This is a genomic window from Maribellus comscasis (assembly GCF_009762775.1).
Classification (GTDB): Bacteria; Bacteroidota; Bacteroidia; order Bacteroidales; family Prolixibacteraceae; genus Draconibacterium; species Draconibacterium comscasis.
Genome location: NZ_CP046401.1, coordinates 5,192,659 through 5,210,557, shown reverse-complemented (window position 1 = coordinate 5,210,557; position 17,899 = coordinate 5,192,659). Strand labels below are relative to the sequence as shown.

The following is a 17,899-nucleotide window of genomic DNA, read 5'->3' as shown; positions in this document are numbered from 1 at the left end:
GTTTTATATTTGCCCACATTCTTACAATTTTGAAAAAATATAACCCAATTCATGAAGGAATATAGTTTAACAAACCTGCGCGAACTGGAAGCCGAAGCGATTCACATCATACGGGAAGTAGCCGCCGAATTTGAAAACCCGGTTATGCTTTACTCGATTGGAAAAGACTCTTCGGTAATGGTCCGGTTAGCAGAAAAAGCCTTTTATCCGGGCAAAGTCCCGTTTCCGTTAATGCATATCGATTCGAAGTGGAAATTCAAAGAAATGGTTGAATTCCGTGACAATTATGCCAAAGAAAAGGGCTGGGATTTGATTGTTCACTACAACAAAGAAGGTTTTGAAAAAGGGATTGGCCCTTTTACCCACGGAAGCAAGGTGCATACCGATGTAATGAAAACACAGGCCCTGTTGGCCGGATTGAATAAATACAAGTTTGACGCCGCCTTTGGAGGCGCCCGCCGCGACGAAGAAAAATCACGTGCAAAGGAACGTATTTTCTCGTTCCGTGATAAATTTCACCAGTGGGACCCCAAAAACCAGCGCCCGGAACTGTGGAATATATACAATGCCAAGGTTCACAAGGGTGAATCCATACGTGTATTTCCTATTTCCAACTGGACAGAACTCGATATCTGGCAGTACATACGTTTGGAAAATATCCCGATTGTACCTCTTTATTTTGCAAAAGAGCGCCCGATTGTTGATATTGACGGCAGCCTGATTATGGTTGACGATGAGCGCATGCCAAAAGAATTACGCGATAAGGCACAAATGCGAAAAGTACGTTTTCGTACCCTGGGATGTTACCCCTTAACAGGTGCAGTTGAATCAGAAGCCGACACCATTGAAAAAATCGTGGAAGAAATGATGACCGTTACTGTTTCTGAACGGACAACCCGTGTTATTGACTTCGACCAGGAAGCGAGTATGGAACAGAAAAAACGAGAAGGGTATTTCTAAGAAAAAAACAAACCAATCAAAATGGGAAAAGATACACCAAAAAACAATCATAATAACACATCAAAAAACCAGTTGGATTCTGTCTCCTCATTTGAGGGGGAAAAAGGGGGGCTTTCCATACGCGAATTCCTTGACCAGGACCAAAGAAAAGATCTACTCCGTTTACTGACAGCCGGCAGCGTTGACGACGGTAAATCAACCCTTATAGGCCGGTTAATGTTCGACAGTAAAATGCTGTATGAGGATCAGCTGGCGGCTCTCGAACGCGACAGCAAAAGGGTTGGGCATGCAGGAGAAGACATCGATTATGCGCTTCTTCTCGACGGGCTAAAAGCTGAACGTGAACAGGGAATCACCATTGATGTAGCCTACCGCTATTTTTCAACTGCAAAACGAAAATTTATCATTGCCGACACACCCGGGCACGAGCAGTACACACGGAATATGATAACCGGTGGTTCAACCGCAAACCTGGCCATTATCCTGATTGATGCCCGCCACGGAGTAATCACCCAGACCAAACGCCATACATATCTGGCCAGTCTACTGGGAATAAAACACGTGGTTGTGGCCATAAACAAAATGGATTTGGTGGATTTTAGACAGGAAGTGTTTGAAAAAATCCGAAAAGATTATGAAACCTTTGTGGCCCAGCTCGATATTCCGGATATTCATTATATCCCGCTTTCTGCATTGAAAGGCGATAATGTGGTGGAAACATCGGAACGCACACCCTGGTATCACGGAAACAGTTTACTGGAATTTCTGGAAACAGTTCACATCAGCAGCGACCGTAACTTTACCGATTTGCGTTACCCTGTGCAGTTTGTACTTCGGCCTGATATAAAATTCCGTGGTTTTTCTACTTCGGTAGCTTCCGGAATTATCAAAAAAGGAGACGACATACTGGTACTTCCTTCATTAAAAACGTCGAAAGTTAAATCGATTGTTTCATACGACGGCGAACTGGATTATGCTTTCCCACCGCAGTCGGTAACGGTTACACTGGAAGACGAAATCGACATCTCGCGTGGTGATATGATCGTCCATCCCGACAACCGCCCGCGTGTAGAACGTCATTTTGAAGCCATGCTGGTTTGGATGGATGAAAATGAGATGGACCTTTCCACACCGTTTTACATCAAACACGCCAACAACAATACCAAGGCAAAAATCGACCAGATAAGATACAAAGTGGATGTAAACACACTGGAAAAATCGAATATTGAAAATTTCAAATTAAATGAAATCGGGCGCGTAGTAATTACTACCACAAAGCCTTTGTTTTTTGATCCATATACCCAAAACCGCCAGACCGGTTCATTTATTTTGATTGACCCGGTAACGCATAATACCTGTGCGGTTGGAATGATTATTGACAAACTGGGAAGCAAAAACCTGCCATCAAGAATTACCGATACGGATAAAGAAACGATTGCCAAAGGAAAATCACTTGTTACCATAGCAGAGCGGCAGAAAAAACTCAACCAGAAAGGAGATACCATCTGGATTACCGGGCTGCATGGTTCAGGTAAAAACGAACTGGCATTCAGCCTCGAAAAGAAATTGTTTGAAAATGGTGCAACAGTGGTTCTTCTTGATGGAAGCTCATTAAGGATGGGACTGAACAAAGAACTTGATTTCTCGCCGGCCGACCGTGCCGAACACCTGCGCCGTGTGGCACACATCAGCAAAATGTTAAACGACCAGGGAATCATTACCATCTGTTCATTTATTTCAAGGAACAATTCACTGCGGAAACAGATTGCTCAAATTATCGGAGAGGAACGTTTCCACCTGTTGTACATGAATGCAACAATGGAATTTTGTAGAAATAATAAACCGGAACTGTACGAAAAAGCAGAAAAAGGCGAAATTGAAAATCTACCGGGTATTGATTTGGAATACGAAAAACCCGGAGATGCCACGCTGGTATTAAAGCCGGAAGAAAATGAAATCAATATTGACAGAATTCTGGATTATATTTCTGCAAATAAAATTTTCCCGGTACATTAAAATCTGCATATGAAAATTCTCGTTACGGGGACAGCTGGTTTTATTGGCTTTCACCTTACCAATAAATTATTGAAAGAAGGATTTGAAGTTGTGGGTATTGATAATATCAACGACTATTATTCTACTGAGCTAAAATTTGCACGTTTAAAAGAAGCTGGAATTCCAGAGGAAGCTGCAAGCTGGAATCGAAAAGTAAAAAGCACAAAAAATCCGGCTTATTCTTTTTTCAGGATGAACCTGGAAGACCAGAAGGAAATCAACCAGCTTTTTGAAACCGAGAAGTTTGACCTGGTTTGTAACCTTGCGGCGCAAGCCGGTGTACGTTACAGTATCGAAAATCCACATGCATATATCCAGAGCAACATTGTTGGTTTTGCCAACATTCTGGAAGCCTGCCGGCACAACAACATTAAACATTTGGTGTATGCCAGTTCCTCGAGTGTTTACGGAAACAGTAAAAAAATGCCGCTTGCCACTTCCGACTATGTTGATAATCCGGTTAGTTTGTATGCTGCTACAAAAAAAAGCAATGAACTGATGGCACATACTTACAGCCATCTGTATGGTATCCCCACCACAGGCCTACGATTTTTCACCGTATACGGCCCCTGGGGAAGACCGGACATGGCATATTTCTCTTTTACAAAAAATATACTGGCTGATAATTCCATTAAAATATTTAACCACGGCGATTTATACCGCGATTTCACGTACATTGATGATATTACGGAGGGTATTCTGAAAATTATTCAAAAAGCACCTGAAAAGCAGCCACCTTATAAAGTATACAACATAGGAAACTCATCGCCTGTAAAACTGATGGATTTTATTGAAACCATTGAAAAAGCTTTGGGGCAGGAAGCAAAAAAAGAATATTACGACATGCAACCGGGCGATGTATACAAAACTTTCGCCGATGTTAGCGAATTGGAAAAAGATTTTGCTTACGCGCCAAATACTTCGCTGGAAAAAGGAATTGGTGAGTTTGTAAAGTGGTACAATTCGTTTTATAAATAAAAGAATCGTCCGGCTCCCCGTAAAATAAGCATATTCAAAATTAGATACCGAAATTTGAAATACCAATACCTGGTCTACGACTCTCAAAAGGAAAAGAGCTAAGATCATATGTGATTTTAATTAACCATTTCCTTGTCAATCTGTTTAATTGTAAAACAAAAAGGAAACATCATGAATGCCAGCCAAAACAAACTTTCACCGGAAGAGAAAAAGGAACTGTTCAGAATATTAAAAAACCGTTTTGAAAAAAACATGAACCGGCACAGCGATCTAATTTGGGAAAAAGTAAAAATAAAACTGGACAAATCTTCAGAAGAAAAATTGTGGGCGCTAAATGAAATGGAAGAAACGGGAGGTGAGCCGGATGTTGTGGAATATGATGAACAGGCGGACGAATATATTTTTTTCGATTGCTCGGCTGAAAGTCCCAAAGACCGCAGGAGCATCTGTTATGATCGAGACGCTTTGGAGTCGAGAAAAAAACATAAACCGCGAAACAGTGCGATAGATTTGGCGGCCACTCTAGGCATCAAAATTTTGACAGAGGACCAATATCGGAAACTGCAAAAGCTCGGAAACTTCGATTTAAAAACGTCGAGTTGGGTGAAAACGCCCGATAAAATCAGAAGACTTGGCGGCGCCATCTTCTGCGATCGCCGCTACAATACCGTTTTCACCTACCATAACGGAGCAGACTCATATTATGCAGCCAGAGGATTCCGCGGCTGTTTAAAAGTATAAAACATAGAATAAATATAAGAAGCCCTCCGAATTTCTGCCGTTGTAGTTTATTTCAATTGTATAGTATTTTTGATTAATTTACAACCCCAAAAGCAAAACCTTGAAACCAAATTTAAAAAAGATCGCATTTTTATTTCTGTTCCTTTTTATTTGCCTGAAAGGATTTTCAACAGTACTGGGGCCAGTCAAGATCGATATTATAGGATTTGATACTAACACCAATTCAATATTTTTTACACGGACCGACTGGGCTGAATGTGACTGCAAAACTGAACTATTTATCTACAAAATTGATAGCAATTCAATTGAAAAAGACCTGAACTGGAGTTCCCGGTATGATTTTGAAAAAAACAGAGAAGAAGTTATCAGAAAAAAAGGGTTTGCATACCTTTCACATCCTGATACTACAGCACTTCCCGGTTTTATTTCGCTAAAGTGGGAACCCGAAATTAAATACATCAGTAAAGCTTCCCAACGCGAAACAACCGGTCTTCCTTTTAAAATATCGATATTTGGGCGAGAATATAAATATTACCAATGCTCAAAGGAAAGCGGAGCGCCGCAAATAACAAATTTTGAAATAAACAAAGATTCAGGGTTGCTGCTAATCACATTTCAGGGAGATTGTTTCGAAGGCTACTGGATAGACTCCCTGATTTATTATTCTAACGAGGACAAAAAAAAGTACTGCAAAAAACTTACAGCAAATGATGTTAAACCGCTGGAGATCTTAAAATAAAGAAAAATAAATGGCCGAATTTATTCAACCCAGTGACATATTAAAAGACTTTATAAAAGGATATTATATTGTTGAGATCAATAGTTCAACTCCTTTTCTACCATGTGAACGTGTATTTCCAACCGGAAATGCCTGCATGGTTTTTCATTACGGCTCTCCATCTTTGTTTATAAAGAAAAACTCCGGTGCATATATTGAACCCAACCTTGTAATTTGTGGCCAGCAAAACAGCTATTACGATTTGTCTCTGGCTGGCAATACAGGTATGATTCTGATTATTTTTACGCCCTATGGACTTCAGGCTTTTTTTCATTTTCCCGCCAAAGAGTTATCAAACGAGAATCTTGCATTCAAAGACCTTACAAAAAAAGGGGCCAACGAACTGGAGGACAAACTACTAAGTTCCGAAAACAATAAACAAAGAATAGAAATTCTCGAAAGCTTTTTTATTCAAAAACTTATTTTTAGCAAAGATTTTGAACGTATTGAGTATGCTGTAAAACTAATTGAACAGTATAAAGGACAAATTAAAACCCGACAACTGGCAGGAGAAATATGCCTGGGAATCAAACAATTTGAACGGATTTTCTCTGCTCATGTCGGAATGACTCCAAAAAAATTCTCTGGTATTGTCAGGTTACATCATGTTATAAAAACAAAAAACAAGTACAAAAATCCGGATCTGAATCAATTGGCTATCGACAACGGATATTACGACCAATCACATTTTATTCATGATTTTAAAAAGTTAACAGGCCAAACTCCCGGAGACTTTTTTAACAAAAAATAATAAAGACGATTTTTTACAATTGTCTTTATTTTTTATCGCCTACTTTTACTTAAAAGAAGCTAAAACGATGAATAAAATTGAACAAAAGCACAAACAGGTAATCGACTTCTACATCAAAAATGCAGATAAAAATGTGGTAAAAAAACTTTCCCGGTATTTCAGAGAAGGACTGGATGCTTATGGCTGCGACAGGAAAAAGGAGGAAGCACAACACAACAGATGGCTAAAAGAATGGGAGGAAGATATGACAACAAAAGATTTTCTCGATTTTGGAGACAGATTGGTTGCGACAGGAAAATATGAAGAAGCCCACTGCGCGACATATTTTATTCTCTCAGGAAAAAATGAATTTACTCCGGAAACCTTTGAGCGAATTGGAAAATGGCTGGAAAATGGAATTCAAAACTGGGCAAATACCGATGCTTTGTGTATGTCTGTTTTGTCAATTTTTATTTTTGAAAAAATTGTTCAGCCAAAAGATTTCTCAGGATGGACCTCATCACCGTCTAAATGGAAAAGAAGAGCAATTCCGGTAACCTTTGTTGAAGCCATAAAAAAGGGACATCAGGCTGATTCATATTTAAAGGTAATTGAGAATTTGATGGAAGACCCGGAAGAGGATGTTCAGAAAGGAATTGGGACTTTTTTACGGGAAGTTTGGAAAAATGATCCTGAAAAAGCAGAAAACTTTCTTTTAAAATGGAAAGAAAAATGCGGAAGAAAAATTATTCACTATGCCACCGAAAAAATGAGTAAAACAGATAGGGAAAGGTTCAAAAGAACAAAAAAATGAAAACGAACAATCAACCAGATATCGCCTTAATCTCATATTGCGGGTTTTATTGCGGAGCCTGTCCAAAGTATATCAAAAAAGAATGTTCAGGCTGCAAAGGAGATGCTTCCGACTGTGCTGTTGGCTATAAAACCTGCAAAGTGAGACCATGTTGTATTAAAAGCGGTTTTGATTCCTGTGCCAGCTGTGACAAATATAAAACCATAAAAAATTGTAAAATCTACAATCCTCTTCTTGTCCGGTTCGGGCAATTTATCACACAAACCAGCAGAAGAAAAGGCATTGAGATGATAAAAGAAAAAGGAGAAAGTGAATTTATCCGGTTTATGATGGACAAAAACTGGGTGACAATAAAAACAAAGAAACAATAAAAACGTATTCTTGGTTTTCTCTCAATAACAGTTCCTTAACAACTTTTTCCAAACTGTTAACACAAAGCCTGTATAATGGGTTTTAACTTTGTACAAAAAGTAAAAATCACTCATTATGAAATCCTTATCTTTTTTATTAATGCTTCTGCTAATAAATCTTGTTTTTATAACTGAAACATCTTTTTCGAAATCCTTTGAAAAGAAAGACTTTCCCAAAATTCAAAAACTGGGAGAAATTGCGCCAAATCTGTATCAAAGTGGAAATTTATTTTTTAGCGGACAACCCAACCTGGAAACATTCGAATGGCTAAAAACGCAGGAAGTAGACTTAATAATTAATCTTCGTTCAGAAAAAGAAAATGATGAATTCGCAAAATCAGCATTTAACGAAAAAGAGAGGGCAGCCATTCTGGGAATGAAGTATATTTCCATCCCTGTTTCAGGAAATGATTCATATACAAAAGAAAATTTAATAAAATTTGGAGACGCACTAAACAGCCGCTACAACAAAGTATTCATTCATTGTGCGAGTTGCGGAAGGGTAAGTAATTTTATGATTGCATACCTGGTTCAATACCAAAATTACGAGATGAATGAAGCAATTGATTTCGGCAAACAACTCAGATTCTCTTTTCCTCTTGAAAATTTGCTGGACAAAAAAATTATTTGGAAAACAGATTAGATCATTTCAAAAGAATTTAAGGAGTAACCCTCATCAAAAAGTTACCCCTTAAATATAAAATGGCAGAACTGTAAGCCGGGTTCTGTCATCCCGGTTACCCGGGAAGCTTTATCATTTATCTGGCTCCGGCATCACTGTCGGAGTCGTGCAGCCTACCCCTCCTGATTTCCTTGTGCGAAGAGAAGCAAAGCGGGCAGCTTCGCAGTACCGCAACAGCGGCAAACTACCAGAATATACATGGCCTTGCAACCCGTGAGACGTACGGCTGACGATGTTGCCATCATCACCGGTGCGCTTTTACCGCACCTTTTCACCCGTTCCCCGTAATGACACGTCAAAACAAGGTGGTTATTTTCTGTTACGTTGCTATCCTTTTTCAAAGATCTTCCCGCTAGGAAACACGGTGCCCTGTGTTGCCCGGACTTTCCTCTGCCGACTATAATTGCCGGCAGCGATAAAGCGGCCTGCCGCTGCAAAAGTAAGGAAAATGATTAAGGATTAAAGATCAACGATTAAGTGAATTTGCGATTTTGTAACTTTTTTCCGGATGAAACAAAAATAGCAGTCAATTCTGAAGCCTCTTGTTCCAGCTTATTTCTTTCTTCCGATTTAATCAGATTGAGATCAGCAATTAATTCCAGCCAAAATTCTGATTCATCTGCATATTCAATAACAATACTTGTTTTAGAAACAAATGAGGCAGTCGACTGAGCAAGATTCGCCGCTCTATAATTTGCCGCAACAGAAGTCAAACCTCAATCAATTAACCTTTGATATGATTTCCCAAAAATGCATTTGGGAGTTCCTCTAAAAGATGAATACAATCGATACAAAATCTTTTTGTACGTTTTTTGAGGTCTCTTTCTTTTTCCATAATAAAATGCTTAAGTGATTAATTCGGCCTAATTTACAACTTCCCAAATTAATCCTTTATCTTTCATCCTTATACCTTTCACCCTTTCCTCAAAATCACCATTGTGGCGCCGTAGCCGTATTCTTTGAATGAGGCGTCCTGAAAATAATATTTTGGGAATTTGGATTTAAGGAGTCTGGTAACTTCCTGTTTTAAAACGCCCTGACCCAGTCCGTGAATAAAAACAATCCGTTTTACATGCGAACGGATAGCTTCATTCATTTCCGACTCTACTTTTTCCAACTGAATTTCCAACATTTCGCGGTTACTCAATCCACTAGCATCGTCAAGCAATTCCTGAATATGCAAATCTACTTCAACCACCTCCGCCGACTTTTTCATGAAAGGAGTTTGCGGAGCTTCCGCCTTTTCTTTTGATTTTACAACCTTCTGCAAATCATCGTCGGTTAATTTATCCAATTCAACCGCCAAAACATTGGGCGTAATTTGCAAAACCATCGCATTTTTCCGGAAAAACACATTGGGCTGAAAACTCTTTTCCTTATAGAACTTCACCGGGCTGACTTTAAATTTTTTTGCAACCGATTGATGCAGTTCCTTTTCGTTATCCTGAAAATAAAGCAATTGAAAAACAAAGTCAGGTAAATCAGTTAAATCATTCTGCTCGATACTCTCCAAATTAACTTTTGAATTGGGCTGAACCGAACCAAATTTAACAAGTTCGTATTTTTCATCCCGATAATGCGAGTAATAATAGAGTAAAGTAAAATTGCTGTCGTTAACCAAAACCAGGCGAGTTTCTCCGGTGAGCGGATTTTTTGAATCATCGGGAACAAAACAGAAATAAAAATCGGGCGATGTTTTTCCGGCTAGTTTCATTCCTTCGGCTTGCTGCGGCTCCGGTATATTTTTTACGTTCTCCGTAATTCGTTCAGGTGCTGGTTCCGGCTCAATTCCTTTTTCCACCCGCTCAACTTCACTTAAATTCACCAGTTGAGAAACCGGATAAGGAATTTCAAACCCGTCTTCGCCTTCAACATTCACCGTAGTTTTATTTACAAAACTTGTTACAACTCCCCCGCCAACATCATTCAAAAAACGTACTCTGTCTCCAATTTTTACCATTTTCGTAGAATTTTCTGCAAAAGTACAATTTATAAATCAAGCCACAGCCTTTCGCAAAACAAACGCAAGGCGCCCACAGAAAAAATACTACTTTTGCGGTTGAAAAAAGAGAAAAATTGAGTTCGTACAAAGACATAAAAATTACCGATTTTACCTACAATCTCCCCGAAGAACGAATTGCAAAATATCCGCTGAGCAAACGCGACAAATCGAAACTTCTCATCTGGAAAAACGGAGAAATAAAAGAAGATATTTTTGAGAATTGCGGTCGTTACTTGCCGGAAAATGCACAGTTGGTTTTTAACAACACACGCGTAATTCACGCACGTTTATTTTTCAGAAAAGAGACCGGGGCAAAAATCGAAATTTTTTGCTTGGAACCGGTTGAACCTGCTGACTATCAAATTTCTTTCCAACAAACTGAAAAAGCAACCTGGAAATGTATGGTTGGAAATTCAAAAAAATGGAAAACCGGGATTCTCAGAAATCAATTTAAAATTGAAGGAAAAACAGTTACGCTGAGTGCAGAAAAAAAAGCACAGGAAGGAAATTCATTTCTGATTGAATTTAACTGGGACGGCAATTTTCACTTCTCTGAAATAATTGAACGAATCGGGCAACTTCCCATTCCTCCGTATTTAAATCGCAAAACAGAAGAATCGGACGAAAAAAACTACCAGACCGTTTATGCAAAAATTGATGGTTCGGTAGCAGCTCCAACAGCAGGGTTGCATTTTACAGAAAAAGTACTTTTACAGCTTTCTCAAAAAAATATAGCGACCAAAGAAATCACGCTTCATGTTGGTGCGGGAACTTTTCAGCCTGTAAAATCAGCAACAATTGAAGGGCATACCATGCATCACGAGCAGGTTATTATTACAAAATCGAACATTGAAGGTTTTATTCAGAACCCGGAAAATATAATTGCGGTGGGCACAACCTCGGTGCGTTCGATGGAAAGTTTATACTGGCTGGGCTTACAATTGGAAGACGATACATTTAACCCCGGGTTCCCCGAAGTACTTCAATGGGAACCGTATAAAAAAGAAGCCGCGATAACTACGGAAAAAGCCTTGCAAAATATCCTCAAATATCTTAAAAGTTCCAGGCTGGAAGCCATTCAGTTTTCAACACAAATCATTATTCTGCCAGGCTACGATTTTAAAATTATTAGTGGAATGTTTACCAACTTTCACCAGCCACAAAGTACACTGCTGCTTTTAATCAGTGCTTTTCTGGGAGAAAAATGGAAAGAAATTTACGACTATGCGCTTGAAAATGATTTCCGCTTTTTAAGTTATGGCGACAGTAATCTCTATTTGAGATAAACAAAAACAGACATCTTTCACTTCTTTGTTGTAATTTGTACAAAAAATGAAAGTCATGCTTGCTTATTGCGGACTTGAATGCAGCACCTGCCCCATTTTTCTGGCTACTTTGGAAACAGACAAATCCAAACAGTTTGAAATGCGAAAAACAATAGCCAAAGAATGTATGGAACTTTACAACATGCAACTTCAACCCGAAGAAATTACCGATTGCGACGGATGTAACTCTGATACAGGCCGGATTTTCGCAGGATGCTCCAATTGTAACATAAAAAAATGTGCACAGGCCAAAAACCTGAAAAGCTGTGCCTGTTGTCCCGATTTTTCCTGCTTAAAACTGGAAGAGATGTTTGCATTGGATCCTGACGCAAAAATACGCCTAGTAAAAATCCATAACTCAAACAAATTCAATTAAAAAAACTGACAATCAGAAATATCAGACACAGTTGCAAACATAAAATTCTTTTATACATTTGCAGCGACATTAGAACAGGCCAACCAATGGCATTACATTGTCAGAACTGGTAAAAACAATTTCAAAATTCAAAACAAAAATGGTTAATAAATCCCCCGACGGGAAACAAAGAAAAAATATTCACATTGGCGATGAAGTTGAAATCGTACAAAAACACCATCAGCGAACCGGCGAATTAACCGATGGAATTGTCAAACGAATTCTTACCAATTCGGCGAATCACCCGCACGGAATTAAAGTTATGCTTGAAACAGGAGAAGTTGGGCGTGTAAAAAGAATTATTGAAGAAGATTAAACCAAAATTTCAAATAAATATTTCACTGTTAACAAATCAGTTATCACCCCCTCTTTTCTGAATAATATTCCGTTTAATCTGATTTAATTCTTACGTTTGCAGCCTTTTTCAGAAGAAAACAGTTTAGAAAACACATTTAAGGTATGATTACAGTAGCAAATTTGAAAATTCAGTTTGGGAAACGCGTTTTATTTCAGGATGTTAATTTGAAATTTACTGCGGGAAACTGCTACGGCGTTATTGGAGCCAACGGAGCCGGCAAATCTACTTTTTTGAAAGCCATTTCGGGCGAAATTAACGCTACCTCGGGAAACATTTCACTCGGACCAGGCGAACGACTTTCGGTATTAAGCCAGGACCACTTCGCATTTGACGAGTTTACCGTACTCAACACCGTATTAAAAGGACACACTCAAATGTGGGATTTAATGCAGGAAAAAGACGCCCTGTACAACAAACCCGATTTTTCAGAGGAAGACGGTATGAAAGCCGCTGAACTGGAAGAAACTTTTGGAAACATGGGAGGATGGAATGCTGAAAACGATGCAGCAACGTTGCTTAGCAACCTGGGCATAAAGGAAAAATTCCACTACACCCTGATGAAAGACATGGACGGAAAACAAAAAGTAAGGGTGTTGCTGGCACAGGCGCTTTTTGGAAATCCTGATAATTTGTTACTTGATGAGCCAACCAACGACCTTGACCTGGAAACTGTTCAATGGCTTGAAAATTATTTGTCGAATTACGAAAACACAGTGTTGGTAGTTTCTCACGACCGACACTTTCTCGACGCGATTAGCACGCACACGGTTGACATTGATTACGGAAAAATAAAACTGTTTGCCGGAAATTACAGTTTCTGGTACGAAAGCAGTCAGTTAGCATTACGGCAACAAAAAATTCAAAATAAAAAGGCAGAAGAGAAAAAGAAAGAACTACAGGAATTTATTTCGCGTTTTAGTGCCAATGTGGCCAAATCAAAACAAACCACAAGCCGCAAAAAAATGTTGGAAAAACTTAATATTGAAGATATTGAGCCATCAACACGCAGGTATCCGGGAATAATCTTTACTCCGGATCGTCAGGCAGGAAACCAAATTCTGGAAGTAAACGGACTGAGTGCCAGCGTTGATGGAAAACTACTTTTTAAAGATGTCGATTTTAAGGCTGAAAAAGATGAAAAGATTGTTTTTCTCTCAAGAGATACACGGGCGATGACCGCCTTTTTTGAAATTATTAGCGGGAATAAGAAGCCTGATACAGGAACTTATCAGTGGGGACAAACCATCACTACTGCCTATTTACCACTTGATAATTCAGACTATTTCAACAGTGACATGACGCTGTTTGACTGGCTTTGCCAATTTACAAACGACACTACTGAAGTTTTTATCCGCGGGCAACTGGGAAAAATGCTTTTTGCAGGAGAAGAAATCTATAAAAAAGTGAATGTACTTTCCGGAGGTGAAAAAATACGTTGTATCATCGCAAAAATGATGCTTGAAGGTGCCAACGCACTCATTTTAGACACGCCAACCAACCACCTCGACCTGGAATCCATTCAGGCTTTTAACAATAACCTGATTAAATATCCCGGTAATATTTTTATGTCGTCGCACGACCACGAGTTTATTCAAACCGTTTGTAACCGGATTATTGAATTGACTCCCAATGGAATTATTGACAAATTAATGGATTACGACGATTATATTTCAGACGGAAAAATTCATGAACTGAGGGAAAAAATGTATGCTGAATAATTATGGCAGAGTTGCTGTAAGAAGCTATTCCCTGTTGCTGTAAAAACGTTCAAGAATGGAGCCGTCGTTGGCTTCTTTTGAAAGTGACTCGATGGTATTCTTTGGCACATCATAAACATCCAGAACAATCAATCCGTCAAGACAGTTATTAAATTTTGGATCGACGTTAAAACCTATGATTTTCGAATTCAGCTTGATATACTTCTTCAAAAGAACCGGTAACCCGGAATTCGTTTCATCCAAATCGCCGATGGTTTTATCCAGGCGGTTGATATCACGCTCCATATTCTCCATCAAAATATTAATATCCGGATTGTTACTTTTAAATTTGTAACTGTTCCTCGGTTTTATGTGTTGCGCCATTTTCCAGTTCAGATGGTTCGACATGATAAATTTAATAATCAGGTCTTTCGAAATTTTTGAATAATTATTACTAATACTCACCGGACCGATCAAATAGCGGTACTCCGGGTTTTTTAGCAAAAAGTAAAGAATCCCTTTCCAAAGCAAGAACAGCGGCATAGGTTTTCGCTGGTATTCTTTAATCACAAACGAACGTCCAAGTTCGAGGCTTTCACTCAAAACAGTTTTAAACTCCTCATCAATCCGAAAAAGAGTATGTAAATAAAAGCCACGCTTCCCGTATTGTGTAAGGATGTCTTTGCCTAAACCAATCCGGTACGCACCAACCAGGCGTTGTTCGTCTTCATCCCAGATAAACATTTGGTTGTAGTACAAATCAAACTCATCAATATCAATGCTCTGATTTGTTCCCTCACCCACATCGCGAAAAGTAATTTCACGAAGCCGGCCAATTTCATTCAAAATATTTGGAATTTCTTTTGAAGGAGCACAGTATGCTGTATAATTTTTGAGATTAAACAGTGTGTAATCCTGTTTTATTTTTTGAATTTCCTTTAAAATTTCTTCCTGCGGAACGGGGTCAATAATGGCCTCAGGTTTCGAGGATGGTTTCATTGAATAATTAAAGAATCGCCTGACTTCAATATTCGATTCCATACTGTATGTTTTTGCCCGGACAAAACGCCCGAACTGGTACACATCGTCGAATCGATCCTGCTCTTCAACCTTTATCGGACTTCCTATCCGGATTTTAATGTTTTTATGCTTTTTGCTGAGCAGTTCGGAAGGAAGCCTTACCTGCCGGAGCGAAGGGTGTATTTTTGCCAGAATATGAAAAAGGCGGCTGTTTGTTCCCTGAAAATGTACAGGAATAACCGGCACTCTCGCCTTTTTTACAAATTTAACCACCGGAAACTGCCAAACCTGATCGGTGGCGCTGTCGAAAGTACCGTAAGTACTTACATCGCCGGCCGGAAATAAACACAAAACCCCTTCGTTTTTTAAATGCGATATGGCCTGTTTTATTCCGGCAAAACCATTTTCTGTATTGTTTTTATCAAATGGATTATCAGCAATAAAATAGTTGGAAACCGGTTCAATTTTCTCCAGCAAAAAGTTGGCGATAACCTTTACATCGCTTCTGACCATTGAAAGATATTTTATCAAAATCAGCCCGTCAAGTCCTCCAAACGGGTGATTGGAAACCACGACTACCGGACCCTTTTGAGGGATCCTTTTTAATTCCTGTTCATCAAACTCAATATTAAACTCGAAGCTTTTAATCACCTCGTCTATAAATTCGAGTCCATGTTTTTCAGCTATCTGGCTGTAAATTTTATTTAGTTTGTTGAAACGGAGAATATACATCAGAAATTTGGCAAAATATTCACCTCCGAGTAGAGTAAATGCAGGACGTGTTTTAAAAATGTCCTTAGGTTTTAATAATTCCATTTATTGCTGCATTACGATTAAAGCCAACCGAAATAAAGGTACAAAAATAGAATGTTTTTTCAATTTTTATTTTTTATCACAGCAAAACACACTTCTTCTTTGACCGCAAATATTATTTTTGCTGGATATCAAATAAATACACAAATAGTTTTGTAATATTTTCTAAAAAATGAATGATTTCCATATTTTTTCATCAAAACACTGATTTATTTGTTAGAATGAAAAACAAACTTGTATGACCAATATTCAAACAAATAGCAACCAATGGTTGCCCACATCGAAGAAAGAGGTAAAACAACTTGGATGGAGCGATATCGATGTGATACTTTTTACGGGAGATGCATATATTGATCATCCTTCATTTGGAGCAGCCGTAATCGGACGCGTTCTTGAAGCGGAAGGACTTCGGGTAGCGGTGATTCCGCAACCCAATTGGAAAGACGATCTGCGTGATTTCAAAAAACTGGGGAAACCAAGACTTTTTTTTGCGGTAACCGGTGGAAACATGGATTCGATGGTTAATCATTATACCGCCGGAAAGCGGAAAAGAAGCAACGATGCCTATACACCAGGCGGAAGATCAGGGTACCGGCCCGATTATGCGACCATTATTTATTCCAATATTCTAAAAAAACTTTATCCTGAAATCCCGCTCGTGGTCGGAGGGATTGAAGCATCGCTGCGAAGGGTTACACACTACGATTACTGGTCGGATAAGCTGATGCCTTCCATTTTGGTGGATTCGAAGGCTGACATGCTTTTTTACGGAATGGGTGAAAAATCGATTATTGAATTTGCCCGTTTGGTAAAAAGAGGAGTACCGGTTGAAAACCTGACTACCATTCCGCAAACCTCATTTATAGTTGATGCCAGGAAAAACTATGCTACGAAAAAGAACTGGGATGAGTTGGAATTGGCGTCACACGAAGAATGTTTGGCCGACCGGAAAACATTTGCCCGGAATTTTATGCATATCGAGGAAGAATCGAATAAAATGGAGGCCAAAAAACTGATTCAGAAAGTTGATAACCGCAAAATTGTGGTAAATCCGCCATGGCCTACTTTCAAAGAAAAAGAAATTGATCGGGTTTACGACCTGCCATACACCCGACTCCCCCACCCGCGTTACAACAACAAAGAAACGATTCCGGCTTATGAAATGATCCGGCATTCGATAAACATTCACCGTGGTTGCTTTGGCGGATGTACATTTTGCACCATTTCGGCACATCAGGGAAAATTTATCGCCAGCCGTTCACAAAAATCGGTTTTAAAAGAAGTTGAAAAGGTTACAGAAATGCCTGATTTTAAAGGCTACATTTCTGATTTGGGAGGTCCCTCTGCCAATATGTACAAAATGAAAGGAATCCATGAAGAAATTTGCAGGAAGTGTAAACGACCGTCGTGTATTTTCCCTTCCATTTGTAAAAACCTCGACACCAGCCATAAACCCATGCTTGATTTATACAAAAAGGTGCGACAAAATCCAAAAATAAAAAAGGCATTTGTGGGAAGTGGAATTCGCTACGATATGATATTGGAAAAAACCGGGAACAAAGAAACAGACAAAAGCAACAAGGAATATTTGCGGGAAGTTATAAAACACCATGTTTCGGGCCGGTTAAAAGTGGCGCCGGAGCATTCGTCGGACGAAGTATTAAAATTTATGCGAAAGCCTTCATTTCAATTGTTTGAAAAATTAAATGATGAATTCATTAAAATAAACAAGGAAGAAAAACTAAACCAGCAGTTAGTTCCCTATTTTATTTCAAGCCATCCTGGAAGCAAATCAGAAGACATGGCTGATTTGGCTATTCGAACAAAAAAGATGAATTTCAGACTGGAACAAGTTCAGGATTTTACCCCCACGCCAATGACTCTGGCAACAGTTGTTTATTACTCGGGCTACCATCCGTACACCATGGAAAAAATTTTTACTGCCAAAAATAAACATGACAAGGAAAACCAGCGGCAATTTTTCTTTTGGTATAAAAACGAATTTAAAAATTCGATCAAAAAGGACCTCGGAAAAAAGGGACGCAATGATTTGGTCAAGCAATTGTTCAAAAAATAAATCACTCCTCCTGAAAAATTCGTTGTATATTGAAAAAGATTTCA

The 17,899-nt window shown here is 38.9% G+C and carries 17 protein-coding genes and 1 other RNA gene; 14 read left to right on the top strand and 4 right to left on the bottom strand.

All coding sequences use genetic code 11. The features are described 5' to 3' along the window. Window positions 1-51 precede the first annotated feature (51 nt). From cysD to GM418_RS20935, 9 genes are all read left to right on the top strand, one after another. The gene (cysD, locus tag GM418_RS20975; protein WP_158869185.1) at window positions 52-960 is read left to right on the top strand and encodes a sulfate adenylyltransferase subunit CysD; all 909 of its coding nucleotides are present in this window, start codon (window positions 52-54) and stop codon (window positions 958-960) included. Window positions 961-981: 21 nt separating this feature from the next. Then, window positions 982-2,976 carry a sulfate adenylyltransferase subunit CysN gene (cysN, locus tag GM418_RS20970; protein ID WP_158869184.1) on the top strand — a complete coding sequence of 665 codons (1,995 nt, stop codon included), beginning with the start codon at window positions 982-984 and terminating at the stop codon, window positions 2,974-2,976. 9 nt (window positions 2,977-2,985) lie between these two features. Further along, window positions 2,986-3,993: an NAD-dependent epimerase gene (locus tag GM418_RS20965; protein ID WP_158869183.1), complete on the top strand. Its 1,008-nt coding sequence runs from the start codon at window positions 2,986-2,988 to the stop codon at window positions 3,991-3,993. 171 nt (window positions 3,994-4,164) lie between these two features. After that, a complete protein-coding gene (locus GM418_RS20960) occupies window positions 4,165-4,734 on the top strand; it encodes a DUF4256 domain-containing protein (protein ID WP_158869182.1) in 570 nt (189 codons plus the stop codon). Between the two features lie 100 nt (window positions 4,735-4,834). Continuing rightward, window positions 4,835-5,473, top strand: a complete 639-nt coding sequence (locus GM418_RS20955; RefSeq protein WP_158869181.1) for a hypothetical protein — start codon at window positions 4,835-4,837, stop codon at window positions 5,471-5,473. A 10-nt stretch (window positions 5,474-5,483) separates the two neighbouring features. Beyond that, on the top strand, window positions 5,484-6,263 hold the full coding sequence (locus tag GM418_RS20950) for an AraC family transcriptional regulator (protein WP_158869180.1): 780 nt from the start codon (window positions 5,484-5,486) through the stop codon (window positions 6,261-6,263). Between the two features lie 67 nt (window positions 6,264-6,330). Continuing rightward, window positions 6,331-7,056, top strand: a complete 726-nt coding sequence (locus GM418_RS20945; RefSeq protein WP_158869179.1) for a DNA alkylation repair protein — start codon at window positions 6,331-6,333, stop codon at window positions 7,054-7,056. Continuing rightward, complete coding sequence (locus tag GM418_RS20940; RefSeq protein ID WP_158869178.1) at window positions 7,053-7,427, top strand: DUF3795 domain-containing protein; 375 nt, start codon at window positions 7,053-7,055, stop codon at window positions 7,425-7,427. The genes GM418_RS20945 and GM418_RS20940 overlap by 4 nt, the downstream gene beginning before the upstream one ends. Before the next feature lie 115 nt (window positions 7,428-7,542). Beyond that, window positions 7,543-8,109: a protein tyrosine phosphatase family protein gene (locus GM418_RS20935; protein ID WP_158869177.1), complete on the top strand. Its 567-nt coding sequence runs from the start codon at window positions 7,543-7,545 to the stop codon at window positions 8,107-8,109. A 55-nt stretch (window positions 8,110-8,164) separates the two neighbouring features. On the opposite strand, the gene rnpB is transcribed toward GM418_RS20935, so the two are convergent. From rnpB to GM418_RS20920, 3 genes are all read right to left on the bottom strand, one after another. Next, window positions 8,165-8,580, bottom strand: an RNA gene (gene rnpB / locus GM418_RS20930) — RNase P RNA component class A. Between the two features lie 41 nt (window positions 8,581-8,621). Then, window positions 8,622-8,861 carry a four helix bundle protein gene (locus tag GM418_RS20925; protein ID WP_217447546.1) on the bottom strand — a complete coding sequence of 80 codons (240 nt, stop codon included), beginning with the start codon at window positions 8,859-8,861 and terminating at the stop codon, window positions 8,622-8,624. A 200-nt stretch (window positions 8,862-9,061) separates the two neighbouring features. Continuing rightward, the gene (locus GM418_RS20920; protein WP_158869176.1) at window positions 9,062-10,108 is read right to left on the bottom strand and encodes a DUF2027 domain-containing protein; all 1,047 of its coding nucleotides are present in this window, start codon (window positions 10,106-10,108) and stop codon (window positions 9,062-9,064) included. A 116-nt stretch (window positions 10,109-10,224) separates the two neighbouring features. On the opposite strand from GM418_RS20920, the gene GM418_RS20915 reads away from it, so the two are divergent. The 4 genes from GM418_RS20915 (at window position 10,225) to GM418_RS20900 (ending at window position 13,966) form a co-directional block, all read left to right on the top strand. Continuing rightward, on the top strand, window positions 10,225-11,436 hold the full coding sequence (locus tag GM418_RS20915) for an S-adenosylmethionine:tRNA ribosyltransferase-isomerase (protein ID WP_158869175.1): 1,212 nt from the start codon (window positions 10,225-10,227) through the stop codon (window positions 11,434-11,436). A 46-nt stretch (window positions 11,437-11,482) separates the two neighbouring features. Beyond that, complete coding sequence (locus GM418_RS20910; protein ID WP_158869174.1) at window positions 11,483-11,851, top strand: DUF3795 domain-containing protein; 369 nt, start codon at window positions 11,483-11,485, stop codon at window positions 11,849-11,851. Between the two features lie 139 nt (window positions 11,852-11,990). Continuing rightward, window positions 11,991-12,206 carry a YwbE family protein gene (locus tag GM418_RS20905; protein WP_158869173.1) on the top strand — a complete coding sequence of 72 codons (216 nt, stop codon included), beginning with the start codon at window positions 11,991-11,993 and terminating at the stop codon, window positions 12,204-12,206. A 143-nt stretch (window positions 12,207-12,349) separates the two neighbouring features. Next, a complete protein-coding gene (locus GM418_RS20900) occupies window positions 12,350-13,966 on the top strand; it encodes an ABC-F family ATP-binding cassette domain-containing protein (RefSeq protein WP_158869172.1) in 1,617 nt (538 codons plus the stop codon). Window positions 13,967-13,990: 24 nt separating this feature from the next. On the opposite strand, the gene GM418_RS20895 is transcribed toward GM418_RS20900, so the two are convergent. Beyond that, entirely contained in the window at window positions 13,991-15,781 is a 1,791-nt protein-coding gene (locus tag GM418_RS20895) for a GNAT family N-acyltransferase (protein WP_158869171.1), read from the bottom strand. A 235-nt stretch (window positions 15,782-16,016) separates the two neighbouring features. Between GM418_RS20895 and GM418_RS20890 the strand changes: the two genes are divergently transcribed. Beyond that, window positions 16,017-17,855 carry a YgiQ family radical SAM protein gene (locus tag GM418_RS20890; RefSeq protein WP_158869170.1) on the top strand — a complete coding sequence of 613 codons (1,839 nt, stop codon included), beginning with the start codon at window positions 16,017-16,019 and terminating at the stop codon, window positions 17,853-17,855. Window positions 17,856-17,899 lie beyond the last annotated feature (44 nt).

Coding starts and splice junctions, on each gene's coding strand:
- cysD (WP_158869185.1), top strand. CDS start 52: ATGAAGGAATATAGTTTAACAAACCTGCGCGAACTGGAAGCCGAAGCG.
- cysN (WP_158869184.1), top strand. CDS start 982: ATGGGAAAAGATACACCAAAAAACAATCATAATAACACATCAAAAAAC.
- GM418_RS20965 (WP_158869183.1), top strand. CDS start 2,986: ATGAAAATTCTCGTTACGGGGACAGCTGGTTTTATTGGCTTTCACCTT.
- GM418_RS20960 (WP_158869182.1), top strand. CDS start 4,165: ATGAATGCCAGCCAAAACAAACTTTCACCGGAAGAGAAAAAGGAACTG.
- GM418_RS20950 (WP_158869180.1), top strand. CDS start 5,484: ATGGCCGAATTTATTCAACCCAGTGACATATTAAAAGACTTTATAAAA.
- GM418_RS20945 (WP_158869179.1), top strand. CDS start 6,331: ATGAATAAAATTGAACAAAAGCACAAACAGGTAATCGACTTCTACATC.
- GM418_RS20940 (WP_158869178.1), top strand. CDS start 7,053: ATGAAAACGAACAATCAACCAGATATCGCCTTAATCTCATATTGCGGG.
- GM418_RS20935 (WP_158869177.1), top strand. CDS start 7,543: ATGAAATCCTTATCTTTTTTATTAATGCTTCTGCTAATAAATCTTGTT.
- GM418_RS20920 (WP_158869176.1), bottom strand. CDS start 10,108: ATGGTAAAAATTGGAGACAGAGTACGTTTTTTGAATGATGTTGGCGGG.
- GM418_RS20910 (WP_158869174.1), top strand. CDS start 11,483: ATGAAAGTCATGCTTGCTTATTGCGGACTTGAATGCAGCACCTGCCCC.
- GM418_RS20905 (WP_158869173.1), top strand. CDS start 11,991: ATGGTTAATAAATCCCCCGACGGGAAACAAAGAAAAAATATTCACATT.
- GM418_RS20900 (WP_158869172.1), top strand. CDS start 12,350: ATGATTACAGTAGCAAATTTGAAAATTCAGTTTGGGAAACGCGTTTTA.
- GM418_RS20895 (WP_158869171.1), bottom strand. CDS start 15,781: ATGGAATTATTAAAACCTAAGGACATTTTTAAAACACGTCCTGCATTT.
- GM418_RS20890 (WP_158869170.1), top strand. CDS start 16,017: ATGACCAATATTCAAACAAATAGCAACCAATGGTTGCCCACATCGAAG.